General features: G+C 48.3%; 17 protein-coding genes. 16 read left to right on the top strand and 1 reads right to left on the bottom strand.

Going from position 1 to position 17888, the window contains the following annotated elements; genetic code table 11:
• Window positions 1-125 precede the first annotated feature (125 nt).
• The 11 genes from WH37_RS13500 to WH37_RS13455 all read left to right on the top strand — a co-directional run bounded on the left by WH37_RS13500 (window position 126) and on the right by WH37_RS13455 (window position 11877).
• Complete coding sequence (locus WH37_RS13500) at window positions 126-1163, top strand: ATP-binding cassette domain-containing protein (protein ID WP_046231077.1); 1038 nt, start codon at window positions 126-128, stop codon at window positions 1161-1163.
• Complete coding sequence (locus WH37_RS13495) at window positions 1160-1975, top strand: ABC transporter permease (protein WP_046231076.1); 816 nt, start codon at window positions 1160-1162, stop codon at window positions 1973-1975. Before WH37_RS13500 ends, WH37_RS13495 begins: the two co-directional genes overlap by 4 nt.
• A gap of 68 nt (window positions 1976-2043) precedes the next feature.
• Window positions 2044-2718: a response regulator transcription factor gene (locus WH37_RS13490; RefSeq protein WP_046231075.1), complete on the top strand. Its 675-nt coding sequence runs from the start codon at window positions 2044-2046 to the stop codon at window positions 2716-2718.
• Window positions 2715-3797, top strand: a complete 1083-nt coding sequence (locus WH37_RS13485) for a sensor histidine kinase (RefSeq protein ID WP_052736965.1) — start codon at window positions 2715-2717, stop codon at window positions 3795-3797. The genes WH37_RS13490 and WH37_RS13485 overlap by 4 nt, the downstream gene beginning before the upstream one ends.
• Window positions 3798-4041: 244 nt before the next feature.
• On the top strand, window positions 4042-5397 hold the full coding sequence (locus WH37_RS13480) for an outer membrane protein assembly factor BamB family protein (protein WP_052736964.1): 1356 nt from the start codon (window positions 4042-4044) through the stop codon (window positions 5395-5397).
• A 720-nt stretch (window positions 5398-6117) separates the two neighbouring features.
• Entirely contained in the window at window positions 6118-7737 is a 1620-nt protein-coding gene (locus WH37_RS13475) for a response regulator (RefSeq protein ID WP_046231074.1), read from the top strand.
• Window positions 7738-7770: 33 nt separating this feature from the next.
• Complete coding sequence (locus WH37_RS13470) at window positions 7771-9615, top strand: cache domain-containing sensor histidine kinase (protein ID WP_046231073.1); 1845 nt, start codon at window positions 7771-7773, stop codon at window positions 9613-9615.
• 96 nt (window positions 9616-9711) lie between these two features.
• Window positions 9712-10380, top strand: coding sequence for a VOC family protein (locus WH37_RS13465; protein WP_046231072.1), 669 nt, complete (start codon window positions 9712-9714; stop codon window positions 10378-10380).
• A 156-nt stretch (window positions 10381-10536) separates the two neighbouring features.
• Window positions 10537-10740: an HAD hydrolase-like protein gene (locus WH37_RS36425; RefSeq protein WP_231594225.1), complete on the top strand. Its 204-nt coding sequence runs from the start codon at window positions 10537-10539 to the stop codon at window positions 10738-10740.
• Complete coding sequence (locus WH37_RS13460; RefSeq protein WP_231594234.1) at window positions 10709-11032, top strand: HAD family hydrolase; 324 nt, start codon at window positions 10709-10711, stop codon at window positions 11030-11032. The genes WH37_RS36425 and WH37_RS13460 overlap by 32 nt, the downstream gene beginning before the upstream one ends.
• Window positions 11033-11046: 14 nt before the next feature.
• Window positions 11047-11877 (top strand): GNAT family N-acetyltransferase, encoded by an 831-nt coding sequence (locus tag WH37_RS13455; RefSeq protein WP_052736963.1) that lies wholly within the window; start codon window positions 11047-11049, stop codon window positions 11875-11877.
• Window positions 11878-11973: 96 nt separating this feature from the next.
• Here WH37_RS13455 and WH37_RS13450 read toward each other — a convergent pair whose 3' ends face one another.
• Complete coding sequence (locus WH37_RS13450; protein ID WP_046231071.1) at window positions 11974-12153, bottom strand: hypothetical protein; 180 nt, start codon at window positions 12151-12153, stop codon at window positions 11974-11976.
• A gap of 222 nt (window positions 12154-12375) precedes the next feature.
• Between WH37_RS13450 and fabI the strand changes: the two genes are divergently transcribed.
• From fabI to WH37_RS13425, 5 genes are all read left to right on the top strand, one after another.
• Window positions 12376-13152, top strand: a complete 777-nt coding sequence (fabI, locus tag WH37_RS13445) for an enoyl-ACP reductase FabI (protein WP_046231070.1) — start codon at window positions 12376-12378, stop codon at window positions 13150-13152.
• A 29-nt stretch (window positions 13153-13181) separates the two neighbouring features.
• On the top strand, window positions 13182-13862 hold the full coding sequence (rpiA, locus tag WH37_RS13440) for a ribose-5-phosphate isomerase RpiA (RefSeq protein WP_046231069.1): 681 nt from the start codon (window positions 13182-13184) through the stop codon (window positions 13860-13862).
• Between the two features lie 206 nt (window positions 13863-14068).
• Complete coding sequence (locus tag WH37_RS13435) at window positions 14069-15160, top strand: endospore germination permease (protein WP_046231068.1); 1092 nt, start codon at window positions 14069-14071, stop codon at window positions 15158-15160.
• Window positions 15157-16632: a spore germination protein gene (locus tag WH37_RS13430; protein ID WP_046231067.1), complete on the top strand. Its 1476-nt coding sequence runs from the start codon at window positions 15157-15159 to the stop codon at window positions 16630-16632. Before WH37_RS13435 ends, WH37_RS13430 begins: the two co-directional genes overlap by 4 nt.
• Before the next feature lies 1 nt (window position 16633).
• Window positions 16634-17782 (top strand): Ger(x)C family spore germination protein, encoded by a 1149-nt coding sequence (locus WH37_RS13425; protein WP_046231066.1) that lies wholly within the window; start codon window positions 16634-16636, stop codon window positions 17780-17782.
• Window positions 17783-17888: the final 106 nt, after the last annotated feature.

Here is a 17888-nt window from a genome sequence, read left to right as displayed (position 1 = left end):
AGAGGCCGTTCCGGTTGCCGGTTCGGCTTTTTTGCTGTTATTTGCCCTTCGTGCCGCTTGGTTCACATTCAGTTCATAAACGAGTATTAACATCCATCTATAAACCGCTTTAGGGAGGCATTACAATGACAGTAAATGATCGATACAAAGAAGAAATATGGAAAAATAGCGGCGATTGGGCGGTTGAAGCGCGTGGACTTGTGAAGACGTTTGGCCATAATCGCGCGGTGGATGGCGTAGATTTGAACGTACGCGCCGGAACCATTTATGGTGTGCTTGGCCCAAATGGAGCAGGCAAAACAACAACCATTAGAATGCTGGCAACGCTATTGCGCCCCGATGCCGGCTCGGCACGCATCTTCGGGTACGATGTCGCGAAGGACCCGCAAATCGTACGGCAATTGATTGGGGTGACAGGCCAATACGCATCAGTCGACGAAGCGCTCAGCGCTACAGAAAATTTGGTTATATTTTCCCGGCTGCTAGGGCTTGGGCGAGCAGAGGCGAAGCATAGAACGGCGGAGCTGTTGGAGGAATTCGGACTAACGGAAGCCGCAAAACGTCCATTGAAGCATTTTTCCGGTGGAATGCGGCGTCGGTTGGATTTGGCAGCCAGCCTCATCGCACAGCCGCCACTTATTTTTCTAGATGAACCGACCACAGGACTTGATCCGCGTACACGTACGCAAATGTGGGATACGATCCGCCGGCTAGTGAAGACCGGCTCAACGGTACTGTTAACGACGCAATACCTAGATGAGGCTGATCAGCTGGCTGACCGAATTGCGGTCATTGATCGCGGCCAGGTTGTTGCAGAAGGGACGGTAGATGAGCTGAAAACATCAGTCGGCACCTCCTCGCTGCAATTAAAAATTCAAAATCCGCAGGACATCGCGCCCACTCGCGAGATCGTGGAACAAGTGCTTATGGTCGAATCTATTGTGTCTGGGGACAATGCAAAAATTACAGCGCCGCTAGCGGATGTTGACAAGGTTACCGACCTGCTGGTTGCGCTTCGGGAGGCAGGCATTTATTTGGCGGAGATGAGTGTGCAGAAGCCTACGCTTGACGAGGTGTTTTTAACGATTACAGGCCATGGCGTGAAGGACGGCACCTCCTCGTCATCAGAACAATCGAATAAGACAGAGGAGGCAGCCGTATGAAAAGCGCGTCCATCCATCCACGTATCACTCGCCAGTTGAAAAAACATACAAGCTTGGGACAATCGATTCGCAACTCGCTCACGATGGCCTACAGAGGATTATTAAAAATTCGGCGCACACCGGAGCAATTATTTGACGTTACGCTTCAGCCTATTATTTTCACATTGATGTTTGCCTATATTTTTGGCGGCGCCATCTCTGGAAATGTGGTTGATTATTTGCCGGTCATCATTCCCGGTATTCTGGTGCAAACGGTGATTACGACTTCCATTGTCACGGGTGTCCAACTGCGGGAGGACATGGATAAAGGCGTATTCGACCGTTTTAAATCACTTCCCATTGCCCGGATTGCTCCTCTCGCGGGCGCTCTGCTGGCGGATACGGTTCGCTATACAATCGCTACTGCACTAACCTTTTCCATGGGATATATTTTGGGCTATCGACCTGATGGAGGCTTGGGATATGTCGTTTTTGCCGCCCTTCTTGTTATCGTATGTGCCTGGGCGATTAGTTGGATTTTTGCTTTTTTTGGCGTCATTTCACGTACAGCATCAAGGGTTCAGGGGATATCGATGATCGTTTTGTTCCCGCTCACCTTTGTATCCAACGCTTTTGTTCCAGTTGACACGATGCCGAGCTGGCTCCAGTGGTTTTCAAGCATTAATCCGGTTTCCCATCTGGTAAGTGCCGTAAGGGAGCTTGCCAACAATGGTATAATTGGCGCAGATTTTGTATTCTCGCTTGTTGGCGCAGCCGTCATTGTTGCGATCTTCGCTCCGCTAACGGTTCGTGCCTATATGCGCCGGACGTAGAGGCCCAAATGGCCAGGTTTACGAAATTCGTGAACAGTTGATAAAATAGGATAAAGGCGGTGAACGGGATGACCCGAATATTAGTCGTTGATGATGATCCGCATATCCGAGAATTAATTGGTCATTTTTTGCAGCAGGAAGGCTTTGAAATCGTTGAGGCGGTAGATGGCCTGGATGCGCTGCGGATACTCACCGATGTTAAGGCGGACATGGTAATCCTGGATATTATGATGCCAGGCATGGACGGTTGGGAGCTGTGCCGCAAGCTGCGGGAGCAGACCGACCTGCCGCTGCTGATGCTGACTGCTAAAGGCGAAGCATCCCAGATCGTGAAGGGCTTTACTCTCGGAACGGATGACTATTTGGTGAAGCCATTTGATCCAACGGTGCTTGTCGCCCGCGTGAAGTCTTTATTCAGGCGCTATCGCATTCAATCCTCGCAAGCGGTCAAAGTTGGCGATGTGACGCTGCGCCGCGATACGTTCGAGTGCCGCGTGGGTGAACATGATTTGACCTTGCCGCTTAAAGAATTTGAGCTGCTGTTTAAGCTCGCCAGCTATCCACGCAAGACGTTCACGCGCGATCAGCTGATTGAGCAGATTTGGGGCTACGATTATGAGGGTGACGAAAGAACCGTCGATGTGCATATTAAACGGCTTCGGGAGCGGTTTCCGGAGGAGCGGCATGGCTTTCGCATCAGTACGATCAGGGGACTGGGCTATCGGCTGGAGGTGCAGTCTTGAACCGGAAACCAAGCTTCCTCCATATGGCGATGAATTTTGTGCTTGTCCTGTTGGCGTTGCTCGCCAGCTGGATCATTTCATTTTATATTACAAAGGCTGCTTATTCGGCAATGGCATGGACCCCTCATGACTTGCTCAGTTTGCTCATAAATGCGGTGCTCGGTTTTTGTTTCTTTGGTATTGGAATTGCCATTGTCAGCAAGTATTTTCGGCCGAGGGAGCATTACTTTCTGAACGACATGCTTGAAGCGCTGAGACGCATTTCAAATGGGGACTTTCGAATCAATCTGGAGTGGGAGTTCGGCAGAAACAACGAACAGCAGCGGCATCCCTATGTGCAGCTCGTTGACAGCATCAATAGCATGGCGGCGAATTTGAAGGAGATGGAGGAGCTTCGGCAGGAGTTCATCTCGAACGTATCGCATGAAATCGGCTCGCCCCTTACATCGATCAGCGGGTTTGCCAAGGCGCTAAAGGATGACAAATTGAATGTAGAGCAGCGGCATCGGTATTTGACCATTATCGAAACGGAATGCATCCGTTTATCGAAGCTCAGCGATAACCTGCTAAAGCTTGCAGTTTTGGATTCGGATAGACGTCCGTTTCATCCTACAGCTTATCGGCTGGATAAGCAGCTCGTATCGCTTATTCTCGCTTGTGAGCCGCAGTGGGAGGAGAAGAAGATCGATATGAGCGTGGAAGCTGATGAGGTAGAGATCAGCGCAGACGAGGATCTGATGAGTCAAGTTTGGCTGAACCTGATTCATAATGGCATTAAGTTTACTCCTGAAGGCGGGAAAATAACGATTTTCCTCACGCGTACCGAAGATCATGCGGTCGTACGCATCGCAGATACAGGTTCAGGAATTGACGAGCAGGATCATGGGCGTATTTTCGAACGCTTTTATAAAGCAGATAAAGCACGAGCCCGAACGGTAGGGGGCAGCGGCCTTGGGCTGTCCATCGTCCATAAAATTATGGAGCTGCATCGCGGCTCGATAGCCGTAAGCAGCAAGCTGGGAGAAGGGACTGAATTTACGGTTTCTTTGCCGCTGCACTTAGAGGGTGCTGAGGCTTAGGAATATTTGGTGAAAAAGTACCGATTTTCATAAAATTAAGTAGAATCGTTAGCTCGCTTAACCTATAATATGGATATCACACGACTTTATTAAAAGACAACGGAATCGCAGAGCGTTTTGATCGTCGGATCATGGCGTTTAAACCATAACCGGATTGCCCTTGTAGATCAACGGGTAATTCGGTCATTTATGCTGCGAAAGTGTCGTGCATATTTTAGAATATGAAGGAATGGGAGGGTGCCAGATGCGTATCAATCTTTCGCAACAAATGAAAAGGATCGTCGCTGTTAGCGTAACTTCCTCCATTCTCGCCTGCGGCTTGCAGGGAGGATCGGTTGTGTTTGCTGAGAAGCCAATTATTAATAGTTCTACCCCGATGTATGGAGTTGGCTCTGGACCAGCAGTCAAATCAATGTGGAGCTTGCCGCTTGCGAAATTTGATCAGGACGGCCGATCAATCACGGCAGCGCTTGCAGAGGAAGGACGCCTTTTCGCACTTGTAAATGGAGGTCAGCTTGCTGCTTATGACGGTACAAGTGGACGACAGCTGTGGAAATATGGTTCTGGCCTGAGGCCTGTGCTCGCCTATGATCAAGGCAGTTTGTATGGTCTTACAACAGATGGGGCAGTCATTGCGGTTACCAAAAATGGCAGCAAGCAGTGGACGACAGCGATTCGTGCGGATAAAGCGGATAAGATCATTCCGGTCGGAGATACGATTTATGTAACGCAAAATTTAACCCTTTTTGCACTAGAACGGGCAACGGGTAAGTTGAAATGGAAAATAGTAGAGGAAGATGCAGTTCCTACAAATGACATTACCGTAAGCAAAGGTGTCGTGCTTCGCAGTTATTTGGTTCAAGGCGCTCTTACTTCTAATCAGATTAATGCATACGACCAGGCAACAGGCAAAAAGCTTTGGACGTCCTTTGCTCAATTTTCCCCGCTCTTGGTCAAGGACGGACTGGTCTACTCGGTCATGGACACGTTCATGAGGGGAGATGACGATTCCATCAATAAAAGTTTGCAAATCGCCGTCCTTGACTTATTGACTGGGAAGAAGAAGGGTGAGCGAGTGTACAACTGGACGGTGGAGCCTGAGATACCTGGACTAATTCAATCCGGCGGCGCTTATGGCTCAGCATTTCTGGATGGGAATGACCTGTATATTTATCAGGGAAATGCGGTTGCCAAATACAATTTCTCCTCGTATACCCCAAACGGTAAAGCCGTTCAGCGGTGGAATGCGCCAAATCCGAAAGAATTTCAACCGCTCTATAGCATTCATGGAGGCAAGCTGCTCTACCAGAGCTTCAGCGATAATTCCATTCTCGCTTTAAAGACGACGAGCGGGCAAGGAATCCATTTCCCAAGCGGTATTAAGCCCGTACAGACGGATTTATTCGCCAATGGCCTGTTTGTCGCACGCGCAGATGGGACGCTGGATGCGTATAATTTTGCAACTACAAAGCCCGTTTTCAGCGTGAAAACCGGTTCGCGCGAGTTTGATTCGACGTTGAAGTCTGGCGATATGATATATGTTCGCTCTGGCGGCACGCTGCTTGCCGTAAAGCTGCCTGCAGGCCTGATAAAAAATTAAATAGAGATAGGTTAATAGACGCCTCGTTGAGAGAGCGTCTATTTAGGGTGTGTATGCAAACCGGAGTCGGCATGTCGAGCCTTGCTTAGCGCTTAATCGAGGCAAATTTCCTCTTGCGATTCAAGGCTGGGAAACCGTAGCATGCGATTGTGGCTGAGAACACTGTGGCTGAGACCATGCAGCTTGGGACGCACACTCCTTTTTTGAAGGACTGAGGTTCCGCTATTCTGGCTTTTGAACCGATTTCAGGCCGCACGCGGACAGGAAATCCGTTATTGCCCTCCTCAACCCGTCAAAATGGCTTTTGGCAGCGCATTAGCGGCTCCTGAGTCCGCAGCCTGTCCCATAACCCGTGATTCTGTTGAAATAGCGGCTGCTGTGTCCACCAAGTCTATCTTTGAGCTATGAATAAGCCCCTGAAATGAAGAGCATGAAGCTGTCTTTCGATATGTATGTCCACATTCATGAAGGGTGACATTCCCGGTAGTAGCGGGCTTATGTTTGACGCTGAATTCGATCAGGATCTGGCTCGCTTACGTTTGCATACACGCCCTAGTCTATTATCGTTTTTGTTCATCTTTACTCCCGTTGTTCATCCTAGACTTTCCCTCCGCAAAATCAGTCATTTTTCTACAAAATCTCCGCTTGCAATCGGAAATCAGACAGAAGTACGATAAAGGTATTCTCATGCCCAAAATGAAACGAACAGGAGCGCTGTCCATGTACAACATTTTGCTTGTGGATGATGAACCGGGGCATTTGGCGGGGCTATCCAAAATGCTGCAAAAGCTCCGCCCTCAATATGCGATTTCTACAGCGCGCAATGGAAAGGAAGCGCTGTCAAAATGCCGGGAGCAGCCGTTTCAGCTGATCATTTCCGACATTCAAATGCCTTTGATGAACGGCCTTGATTTTCTGGAGCAGCTTCCCCCATCGAATCAGCCGCAGAAATTTATTTATTTGAGCGGCTATGACTATTTCGATTATGCCCAAAAAGCGATTGGGCTCGGCACCTTTGATTATTTGCTAAAGCCCGTCGATCAGGAAAAATTCGCGCTTGTGTTGGAGAAAGCCGAGCGAAGCCTAAAAACCGAGCAGGAGGCACAGCTTGAAAATAGCCGGCTCGCAGTAAAGCTGAACACGATTGCGCCATTGTATCGCAGCCGTGTAATGAAGGAATGGCTGCACAACCAGGCGTTATCCAAAGCTGAGAGCAAAGAGCTGGAAGAATTGCTCGGCTTCGGTGGACCCGGCATACTGCTGTTAACCGAAATTCGGCTGAACAGCAGGGCGACATCGCAGCCGGAGGAAAGGCTTTTACCCCGCATACAGCAGGAATTGGAAGCTTGCCTTGCGCCATCAGGCGGTGCTATCAGCAGCATTCCGCTGCATGAAGCAGAGGGAGGAAGGACTGGCAGGCTGATTACGGTCACGAATGCTTCAATAAGCGCGCAGCAGCTGCAAGCGATACAGCAGAAAATACAACAGGCTGTTCCCAGCTTCTATCAAATAACGATTGGCGTGAGCAGGCAGGAGGAGGATGTGCTAGCTTCCGCTTCGCAGATGTATGTAGAGGCAGGACTAGCCTTATCCGAAAGCTTTTATGACGAGGTGCAGACGGTATTCCATGCGTGGCAGACGAAGGTGAGTGCAGAGCTTACGATTAAGCCGGATGCTCGGCATGAGGCCATGCTACATGAGGCCGTTGTCCATGGACAGGAGCAAGGGCAGCTTAGGCTCACCGCAGGCGAGCTGCTGCACAAGCTGCTCGGGGAAGCGGGCAGCGGGCTTCCACGCCCAGAGCGGCTGACGCTTTCCGTCCAGAAGCTGCTTGCCCGGCTATCCGAAAGCTTGACCATGCCGGAGCATCAGACGGTGGAGGAGTGGGGGCTGCGCATGGAAAGGGCTTTGGGTGAAGCCGACAGTCTAGGCGCTCTGCAAACCGTAATCGCGGAACAGCTGGGCTTACTGGCATCCGCTCATGCTGAGGCCAAGCGGGAGCATAAGGAGCAGTTGATTTACAAATGCATCGCTTATATTGACGAGCATTATATGGACGATTTGTCACTGGAGTCGGTTGCGGCCGTCTTTCATTTTAATGCCAGCTATTTCTCCCAATATTTCAAAAGCAAGCTGAACATTAATTTCAGCCAATATGTCACGCAGGTTCGGCTCACAAAGGCGAGGCAGCTGCTGGAATCAAGCAACGATAAAATTTATCAGGTAGCTGGAAGCCTCGGCTATCATGATGTGAAATATTTTAATCGCGTGTTCAAAAAGGAATTTGGACTGACGCCAGAGGAATACCGGTCCATAGCCCGTCATATGAAGCGCTCCTGACCGTGTCAGAAGCCGGAGGAAGCAGGGAACATTTTGCGGAAAATTCGCGAGCGTGTACGGGATATGAAATTCAGAACGAGGCTCATTTTATTTTTTGTGCTTCTGATTACGCTGCCATCCGTACTAAACGGCATTTTGCATTACAACGCAAGCTCGGACATTATTGTCACGAATGCGCGCGACAGCATGCTGGAAATTGTGAAAAAAAACAATGAAATCGGCGATATCGTATTCAGCAATATTGAAGAGCGCACGGTTTCGCTCATTTCCGACCCGGACTTATATCGGCTGTTCAACCGCCCTAAGCCGCAAAACGATTACGAGCTGGTCCAGATGGACCGGCAGGCAACGGTTATTTTGAATAAATATTTTGGACATGATCAGGATTTATATACCGCTCAGCTCGTGACGAGCTATTTCAGCTTTGGATCGGGCAGCGGCATGTATACGTCTTCCTCCCCATTCGTCTCGGTAGATCCGCAGGGCTTCCTCCAGTCGGCCATTTACAAGGAAGTGCTGGCCAGCAAGGGCAGCCTTATTTGGGTGCCAACCTACGATTTAACCCGGGCATTCCGCCAGGAGGCGCTATATGACATGGATGCCAAGTTCCGGATGGTGTTTTCCTGCGCCCGCCTGCTCAATAGCTCGCCCATTATTGACGGTGCCAGCTACACTTGGCCGAGGCAAATCGAGCGTCCCGTACTGCTGCTTAATTTCAATGAATCGTTTTATCAGCGAAACCAGGAACAAAGCCTCTCTTCGGTGCAAGGCTCTTATTCTTATATTGTTTCGAAGGATGGCACAATCGTTACACACCCGGAAATAGCCAAGCTCGGAACGCTTGACAGCAATCATTGGTATGATACGGAATTTGGGCAGCCGTCCGGCACCTCGCTTGTAAAAGAAAAAGGGGAGGATGTGCTGATCAGCTATGATACGTCCGAGATTACGGGCTGGGTGACGGTGAATGTGACGCCTTACAAGCAATTGCTCGGCAATTTGCCAGCCATTCGCTATATGGATATATTTTCAGGCGTGGCGCTGCTCATTATATCCATCGTCATTGCTTCTTTCATTGCGGGCCGCCTGACCCAGCCGATCAAAAAAATGCTCGTTGCCATTCAAATGACCGGAGCAGGCGATTTTACGGCGAAAATTCCTGACCAGCCGCAGCTGGAATTCCGCATTTTAACGAAAAAATTTAATGTGATGAATGATAAAATTCGCGAGCTGATTCAAGAAAACTACGAAAGCCAGCTGCGGGAGAAGGAGGCGGAAATTATGGCGCTTAATCTCCAGCTGAACCCGCATTTTTTGTACAATACGCTTAACATTATGAACTGGATGGCGATTGACCGGGACCAGCCTGCCATTAGCCGAATGATCGTCAGCCTGTCTTCCATGCTGCAATACACGGTGAAAAACAAGCAGGAGATGGTGCGGCTGGGCGACGATTTAAATTGGTTGAAAAGCTACACGCATATTATGGAAAATCGCTTTGATGGCATTTTTAAAGTGGCCTATGATGTAGAGGGGCTGCCGGAGGATTGCCTCGTTCCGAAGCTTTTTCTCCAGCCGCTTGTAGAAAATGCGATGATTCATGGCTTTGAATCCGCTGAACCGGGCGAGCAGGGCGGTCTTGTGAAAATTAGCGGCCGGATGGCGGAAGGCCGATTGTTGTTCGAGGTAAGTGATAATGGCAAAGGCATGAGCCCGCAGCAGGAGGCAGATACACGGGGGAAGGAAGGCGCAGGAATAGGAATGAGCAATGTTATTTCCCGCCTGTCTTTGCTGTACGGAGAGCATGCTGAGCTTAGTGTGCGATCTGCAGCCGGTGCAGGCACGACGATAACCGTCGTCATTCCCTTGCAGCGTTAAAGCTAAAGGGCAGGCAGCGGACTATGGTAAGATAGACTATAGAAATGTTTGTTATATGCAGGCAATAATGCTTCGCTTTAGGGAGGAATAGGCACGATGAAATTTGAACAAATCACATTATGGACAAGCAGGCTGGACGCGCTGTATTCCTTTTATAACGAGCAGCTTGGTTTCCCGGTGCTAGATCGAAACGAGCAGTCCTTCACCACAGCTATTGGGAGCACGCAGCTCACTTTCCGAGCGACAACGGACCAGACCGAGCCCTTCTATCATTTTGCCGTCAATATACCGGAAAACAAGCTGGTGGAAGCGAAACGCTGGTTAAAGGGGAAAGTGACGCTTATTGAGGAGCAGGGCAGAGACGAGGTGTTTTTCGCTTCATGGGATGCAGGGGCCGTTTATTTCGCTGATCCTGCTGGAAATATAGTCGAGTTCATTGCCAGACATCAGTTGAAAAATAGTACCGCGCACCCGTTCGCCATCGCCGATTGCATCGAAATCAGTGAGCTTGGCATCGTCGCCGCAGAGGTCATCCCTGCCGTTCGGGAGCTAAATGCGCTTGGCGTTCCCAATTGGCGTGAGGATAGCGAGGGGCTAACTCCTGTCGGCGATGAGCACGGGCTATTTATTGTGGTGAAGCAAGCCCGGGAATGGTATTTCTCAGGCGGCAGACAGGCGCAATTTTATCCGGCAGAAGTGGTAGTCGCTTCAATAGGACGATTCGAGTTTCCGCGGATTTCGCACATTCACTTGCTGCAGACTTAAGCCCATTGTTTATAATCGGCTATCGCCGCAGTATACGATTTACTGTAGCATAAAGGGAATAGCAAGAGCGTATTTTCTGAATAGTCTGAAATCAATTATTAAGTTACATAAAAATAATTATGTAAACAAAAAATAAAACAGAATGGAAAGAGCGCGATGAAAGCATTTATTTTCGATATGGATGGTGTCATTATTGATAGTGAGCCATTGCATTTTGAAGTCGATATCGAGACGATGGAGTATTTGGGCTTCAAGGTCACGCAGGACGACTTGGAAAAATACGTTGGCATGACCAATCCGGCCATGTGGCGCCTCATTCGTGTGGAATATGGCCTCTTCCTCACCGCGGATTTTTATTGAAGAGGTGCTGCGCAAGTTTGATATTGCCGATTATTTTGCAAGTATCGTAAGCGGAGAAGAAGTGCCTAGCGGCAAGCCAGTGCCTGATGTTTATTTGGAGGCAGCTTTGCAGCTTGGCGTGTCTCCAGCAGATTGCGTCGTATTGGAGGATTCCCGCAACGGAGTAATCGCAGCTAAAGAGGCGGGCATGCGCTGCATTGGCTATATTAATATTCATTCCGGCGATCAGGATCTTTCCCGCGCAGATTGGATCATCAAAGAAATCAAGGATATTCCGTTATTACGATTATAAGGAGGCTTTACTTGTTGAATACGTGGATGACTACCCCCGAGCTCGTGGAGCGCGTTGAGAACTCCGAGCTTGTATATATGCTGGATCGAATGAAAGCCATTCAGGAACGGGAAAATAACCCGATGGGAATAGCACTTCAGCGCTTCGGCTCAGCGCTGGCGCTCGCCAGCCGTCAAATGCCATGGCCGCAATTTAATACGGTTAAAGGCTTTGGCAGCGCAGGCGCAGCACAGCTGGATGAAGTGCTAAAGTGGTATAAAGAGCAGGGCGGGAGTCCGCAATTTGAAATCGTGCCGTCACGCACAGATGGGGAGACGCTGCTGGCGCTTGCCAAGCAAGGGTTTTACCAGTCGGGCTTTCATGCGAACATGGCAGGAAGCATCGCTGAACAAGCAGACGTGAAGCTGGAGCAGCGTCAGACGGGAATAGTCGTACGCAGGCTGAGTGAGAACGAGATTGATCTTTACGCGGAGCTGCATGCGTTTGGCAGCGGGCTGCCGATTGCTGGGAAAAATCATATTGCGGACAATAACCGCATGCTGTTCAGCCGGGAAGGCTGGCAGTTTTATGCTGCTGAGCTCGATCATGTCGCTGTTGGGGTCGGCGTCATGCATATACATGAACATACCGCATCCCTTACATTTGCCGCTACATTGCCGGAATATCGGCAGAGAGGTGTTCAAGCGGCGTTAATTGCATCCCGCTTACGTGCTGCTGCCCAAGCGGGATGCAGCCTCATTGTCGGACAAGCCGCCTATTGCTCTAGCAGTCATCGGAATATGGAACGCGCGGGCATGAGCCTTTGCTATACGCGCGGTACATGGAGCAGGCTGCCATTCTCTTAAATCTGCCTTCCATCTACCCTCAGTAGAGCAGACGAGCAGACGAACTGACGAGCTAAAAAAATAAGGCAGCAAACCGTTCATTGACGGTCTGCTGCCTTATCCTTTGTCCTTGGCTTCAAAGTTCAGGCAAGGCTTCCCGGAGGAAGCTAGCACAACCTGGCTTGGCATAGCCTGCGATTTAAAGCCGAATGCCCTGCAGCCTCTCGGTGCGCCGGGGTCCCAAGTCACATAATAATGGCGGCATTTCATGCAATTCATGCGCTCCTGCTCTATCATTATAATAAATCATCCTTCTATGAATAAGATGCTAACGTTCATTATAGCATTACTTAAGAGCAAGTATTTTAAAATATAAGAAAGTATAAGTTTTTGCCATACTGTGCTTCTATTTCTCGGACTGAAACGCGTCGCGCCGCCAAAGGACGACGACAGCCGTTTCACCTTGTTTTGTGCTATAATGGCAAAAGATTTATGGATTTAGCTAATGGAGGGATTATTTTGTCTGGAATGATGAACAACAAAAAAATCGTAGTAATGGGCGTCGCGAATGAGCGCAGCATTGCTTGGGGAATCGCCAAGTCGCTGCATCGGGAAGGGGCGCAGCTTATTTTTACATACAGGAAGGAACGTTCTTTCGAGAAGCTGAAGGGTTTGCTGGAACAGACAGGCATTACTCCGCTGCTAACGGTATCCTGCGATGTGTTGGATGATGAAAGCATAAGCGCAGCTTTTGCCCATATTAAAGAGCAGGCCGGTAGCATTGACGGAATCGTGCATTCCCTTGCTTTTTCGGATAAGGATGAGCTTAAGGGCGAGTACCTGGAAACATCGCGTGAAGGCTATCTGCTTGCACAAAATTCCAGTGCTTTTTCGCTTGTGGCGATCGCAAAGCAGGCGAAAGGCGTTATGTCCGAGGGCGGAAGCATCGTTACCCAATCGTATATCGGCGCAGAGCGCGTTGTGAAAAATTATAATGTCATGGGCGTTGCCAAGGCTGCGCTTGAAGCAAGCGTACGATATTTGGCAGAGGATCTTGGCAAATATAATATTCGTGTTAATGCTATTTCTGCAGGGCCGATCAAAACATTATCCGCAAAAGGCGTATCTGGCTTCAATGACATTATGCAGACGATTGAGGAGCGTGCGCCGCTTCGCCGCAACATCGACCAGGAAGAAGTCGGTGATGCGACGCTATTCCTTCTTAGCCATCTGTCACGCGGAATAACCGGCGAAGTGCTGCATGTCGATGCAGGCTATCACATATTAGGTTTATAGAACTTTTAGCAGAGAGTGGAGGGAATCGATTGAACGTCAAGCAATTGGCAGCAGAGAAAGCCGTCCAGCTTGTGCAGGATGGCATGCTTATTGGGCTTGGAACAGGCACGACGGCGTATTGGGCGATTTTGAAGCTGGCACAAAGAATGAAGCTGGAGGGACTGGACATTAAAGCCGTTGCCAGCTCCAAGCAGTCAGAGGATTTAGCGGCTGAGTATGGCATTCCGTTAGTTCCGCTCGCTGAAATTACGGCGATTGATTTAACGATTGACGGTGCGGACGAAGTAGACGGCGAGCTTCATCTGATTAAAGGTGGTGGCGGTGCGCTTTTGCGGGAAAAAATTCTTGCTGCCCACAGCAAAACATTTATCGTGATCGTGGACGAGTCCAAAAAAGTAAGCCAGCTTGGACATTTTCCGCTTCCGGTGGAAGTCGTGCCCTTCGCCTCTAATTTGACGCTACAAAAGCTGAGGGAGCTTGGCTGCACCGCTGAGCTGCGGGCATCGGCAGACGGCATCTTTGTAACGGATAATGGCAACTATATTGCCGATTGCCGTTTCGGCAAGATTGCTTCACCTTCCGAGCTGCATGAACAGCTGAATGCGATTCCCGGCGTGGTGGAGAATGGTTTGTTCATCTCTATGGCTAGCCAAGTTATCGTTGGCTTCAATACGGGTGAGACCGAGATTTTAGCTCCGGTTAAACGTTAAGACATTTACATGGGAATGCTGCCTTAAAGGTGGTGTTCCTTTTTTATGTCATCAGGGAGCAGGGGAATTATGGCTTTCAGTAAATCAGGGCAATTGGAGGATGGGAGCAGCATGCTTGCCGCATAATGATGCGTATAAAATTGGATCAATAAGGAAACCTATAAGCGCTATTATCGTTTAAATAAACGCTTTGGGTGGGATTTGAGATGGTTAAGACGCTTCATAAAGTAAGCTTCCTGCAAATTTGCATGATTCTCATGATGACGGTCGGTTTAATGAATCATGTCATTGTGAATCCTTTAATTTTGGATGCTTCCGGCAGGGATGCATGGATTTCCGTATTATTGGCAGGTATATTATTTCTTCCGTGGTGTTTTTTGCTGGTTCTATTTATGAAGAAATCTGGTCAACAGAAATTGCATCCTTGGCTGGCGTCCAAGACGAATCCGTTCATAGCTTGGCTGATGATTATCCCGATCTGTCTGCAATTGCTTTTCATCGGGGGATTTACATTGATTGATACGGTCAGATGGGCCACGACCAATTATATGCCTGGCACGCCCAGATCGGCATTAATTATCACCCTATGTCTAGTATGCTGCTATTTCGCAATATCCGGCATTCGCATGATTGCGATTGCTGCGGGCATTATGCTTCCCATTGTAATTGTGCTGGGTTACTTTGTGGCGATAGCCAATACGCCAGAGAAGGATTACCGTCTTTTGCAGCCGGTCCTTGAAAATGGCTGGCAGCCCGCCATTCATGGCATGATTTATGTCGGTGGAGGATTTGTAGAAATAATTATGGTTTTAGCTATCCAGCACCGCATCAAGTCCCGCGTTAAGGCATGGCAGCTTCTCATCTTGGCCGTTCTCTTAATTTATATTACACTTGGGCCTATTATCGGAGGTATTACGGAGTTCGGACATATAGAAGCGGCGAAACAGATGGAATCCCCTTTTGAGCAATGGAGGCTTGTAAAATTCGGCAACATTGAGCATGTGGATTTTTTATCGGAATTTCAATGGCTGTCTGGAGCCGTTATTCGTACAAGCTTTGCGATGTTTTTATTGGGAGAGCTCATACCCTTTCGGAAAAAGAAGGCGACGCGTCAACTCATTCAGTTGCTGACACTCGGTTATATTCTCTTAGGATTCATACCGATTAATGGTTATTCCTCGTATCTATGGCTCTATCACTATTACTTCCCTGTTACGCTGGCCACGGTTTTGGTTCTTTCGGCCTTATTCATTGCAATCGCTTTGCTGAAGCGGCAGAGGAAGGGGAGCTTGGCATGAACGAAACAAAGATTGAGCCTGCTGAGCCATGGAACCTGCAGTCGATTTCCGCCTTATTTCCTCATTCTGCAGATGTGTTAATCCAGCGATTTCAATTTGATGAAGATGTACGATCAGAGGTCATACTTGTATATAGCGAAGGATTATGCGATACCTCTCAAATTGGAAAATATATTCTTCCGGATCTAGAACAGCTATATCTTAAAAATGGGTTTGCTCATTTGCAAAAGGGTAAATTATACGGGACGCTGCCGCTCATTCCAGCAACTACGGACGCGCTGCCAGAGCAGCTTTGCGAGTGGATTTTTCAGGGTGATTTGCTGCTCCTGTTTAATGAGCCAAATGCGTTATTTCGAATGACGCTCGGCCATCACCCACATCGTACACCGGAGGAATCGACAACAGAAGTATCGATTAAAGGGCCTAGAGATGGCTTTGTGGAGGATGTTGGCATTAATGTGGCTCTCATTCGCAAACGAATTCGCAGCCAATCTTTATGCTATGAGACGGTAACACTTGGCAGGCGAACGAGAACGAAGGTTGGTTTATTGTACATCGACGACATGATTTCGCCAAATGTGCTGAGCGAGGTTAGGAATCGATTAAATAGCATTGATGTGGATGGGCTTTATAGCATTAACCATTTGGAAGAGATGATTGTTAAAGAGAAGTATAGCTTGTTTCCTTTGCTCGACTTTACGGGCCGACCGGATTATGCAGTAAGCAGCTTGCTGGCAGGCAGATTTATCGTTATCGTGGATGGCAATCCAATGGTCTTAATTGGGCCAAGCAACTTTTTACTCATGCTGAAATCACCAGAAGACTTGTATTTTAATTTTCAATACGTTTCGTTTGCGCGCTTGCTGCGCATTTTCAGTTTTTTTATTTCTATTTTGCTGCCGGGGCTGTGGATTGCGCTTTCCACGTTTCATCAAGATCAAATACCGTTTAGGCTGATGGCAACGATTGCTGCTGCACGAATTGGACTGCCCTTCTCTGGAGCATTGGAGTTTTTAATTTTGCTCCTGCTGCTGGAAATATTCAGAGAGGCCGGCGTTCGTCTACCAAGCTCCATCGGTCAAAGCCTAACCGTCATTGGAGGATTAATTATAGGGGATTCTGCTATTCGGGCAGGCTTTGTTTCGCCAAGTGTCGTCGTTGTGGGCGCGATTACGGCAGTAGCCGGAGCGACACTCGTTAACCAATCGTTAAGTACGACGGTGAGCGTCATCCGTTTTCTGCTGTTTATAGTTGCTTCACTACTGGGAATGTTCGGATTCATTCTAGGAATTGTCGTGCTTATCGGATATATGGGACGGCTCAGCTCCTTTGGAGTCCCTTATCTGTCGCCGTATTCTCCTCCTATTATGAAGGAGCTTCTTGCGGCTACGCTTCGGCTGCCCTGGGTAAAGCAGAAACAAAGGCCGGAAACATTGCATACGGTTGATTCGGATAAGCAAGGAGAAGATTAGCATGAATGTATGGATAAAATGGGGCCTTATTGCTGGTTTGTTGCTGCTAAGTCCAGGCTGCTTTGATTCAAAGCCGATACAAAACATGGCTTATGTTACAGCTATCGGACTTGATTATAAGGATGGACATTTTATTACTTACGCGCAGGTGCTGAACTTCTTAAATGTAGCCAAATCCGATAAAAACGAAATAGGGAAAAACATACCGGTATGGATCGGCCGCGGCACAGGAAAGACGGTGACAGAAGCATTGTCCTCGCTGTCCGAAACATCGCAGATCAGAATGTTCTGGGGGCATGTCAAAGCCATTGTAGTAGATGAGGAGCTTCTAAAATCGAAGGCGATTGTTCGCCAAAGTTACGAAGCGATCAATCGATATCGTGAAGTTCGTTATAATATATTGCTCTATTCAACGAAGACGCCGATGATAGACATTTTTAAGCAAAAATCTATTTTTAATCTGCCTGCATTGGATTCCATTTTGGATACCCCAGAAGATGTCCATGCCCAGCGCTCCAACATTGATCCCCAATATGGGTACAAATTTATTGCCGAATTTAATGAGCCGGGTATTACCGCCATGATTCCTACGATTGGCATAACGAAGGAGGTATGGAGGGAGGATGCGCAGAAAAAGCCGATGTTCAAAATTACTGGAGCCTTTTTCATTCGGCAAAACGAGAAAATAAGCTGGTTTTCTGAAACAGAATTGCTCGGAAGAAAATGGGTACAAAAAGAAAATAAACGCTCCATTCTTCTAATCGGAAATAAAGAAGAGCCGACTGCTACCCTCGTTATTATTAAACCGCACTACCGGATACGGCATGTTAGGAACAACAAACAATTGCAGTTTAAGGTTGAACTTAAGGCGAGAGCCTTTGTGGAGGAAATGATTAAAGATGCAACAGTAAAAGAGATGGAGGCTCTTGCGGCGAAAGCCATTCGCGATGAAATGATGGCTACATATGAGAAGGGCCTTGCGACTCAAACCGATCTATTAAATTTATTTGCCGAGCTTTATCGGAGTGACGCCAAGCTTTGGCATCAGCTGCACAACAGCAAACAGCTTCTGCTAAACCAAAATACACTAGGCCAAATCGACGTGAAAGTAACGATTTCCAATACTGGGAAATACAAAGGGAGGCTGTAACGTTTTTTGGTAAGAGAGGGGAAGCTGGCGGGTTTGAGAGTCTTGACTTAAGCGTCCATGAAGTGATATATTATGTCAGATTGCCTGAACGTGTAAATGAAAGGGA

This window comes from Paenibacillus algorifonticola, from assembly GCF_000971975.1.
In the GTDB taxonomy this organism is placed as follows: Bacteria; Bacillota; Bacilli; order Paenibacillales; family Paenibacillaceae; genus Pristimantibacillus; species Pristimantibacillus algorifonticola.
This window is presented reverse-complemented; position numbering and strand designations above follow the sequence as displayed.

Excerpts from the sequence above, each read along its gene's own strand:
- WH37_RS13500 (WP_046231077.1), top strand. The coding sequence starts at position 126 with ATGACAGTAAATGATCGATACAAAGAAGAAATATGGAAAAATAGCGGC.
- WH37_RS13495 (WP_046231076.1), top strand. The coding sequence starts at position 1,160 with ATGAAAAGCGCGTCCATCCATCCACGTATCACTCGCCAGTTGAAAAAA.
- WH37_RS13490 (WP_046231075.1), top strand. The coding sequence starts at position 2,044 with ATGACCCGAATATTAGTCGTTGATGATGATCCGCATATCCGAGAATTA.
- WH37_RS13480 (WP_052736964.1), top strand. The coding sequence starts at position 4,042 with ATGCGTATCAATCTTTCGCAACAAATGAAAAGGATCGTCGCTGTTAGC.
- WH37_RS13475 (WP_046231074.1), top strand. The coding sequence starts at position 6,118 with ATGTACAACATTTTGCTTGTGGATGATGAACCGGGGCATTTGGCGGGG.
- WH37_RS13465 (WP_046231072.1), top strand. The coding sequence starts at position 9,712 with ATGAAATTTGAACAAATCACATTATGGACAAGCAGGCTGGACGCGCTG.
- WH37_RS36425 (WP_231594225.1), top strand. The coding sequence starts at position 10,537 with ATGAAAGCATTTATTTTCGATATGGATGGTGTCATTATTGATAGTGAG.
- WH37_RS13460 (WP_231594234.1), top strand. The coding sequence starts at position 10,709 with ATGGCCTCTTCCTCACCGCGGATTTTTATTGAAGAGGTGCTGCGCAAG.
- WH37_RS13450 (WP_046231071.1), bottom strand. The coding sequence starts at position 12,153 with ATGATAGAGCAGGAGCGCATGAATTGCATGAAATGCCGCCATTATTAT.
- WH37_RS13435 (WP_046231068.1), top strand. The coding sequence starts at position 14,069 with ATGGTTAAGACGCTTCATAAAGTAAGCTTCCTGCAAATTTGCATGATT.
- WH37_RS13430 (WP_046231067.1), top strand. The coding sequence starts at position 15,157 with ATGAACGAAACAAAGATTGAGCCTGCTGAGCCATGGAACCTGCAGTCG.
- WH37_RS13425 (WP_046231066.1), top strand. The coding sequence starts at position 16,634 with ATGAATGTATGGATAAAATGGGGCCTTATTGCTGGTTTGTTGCTGCTA.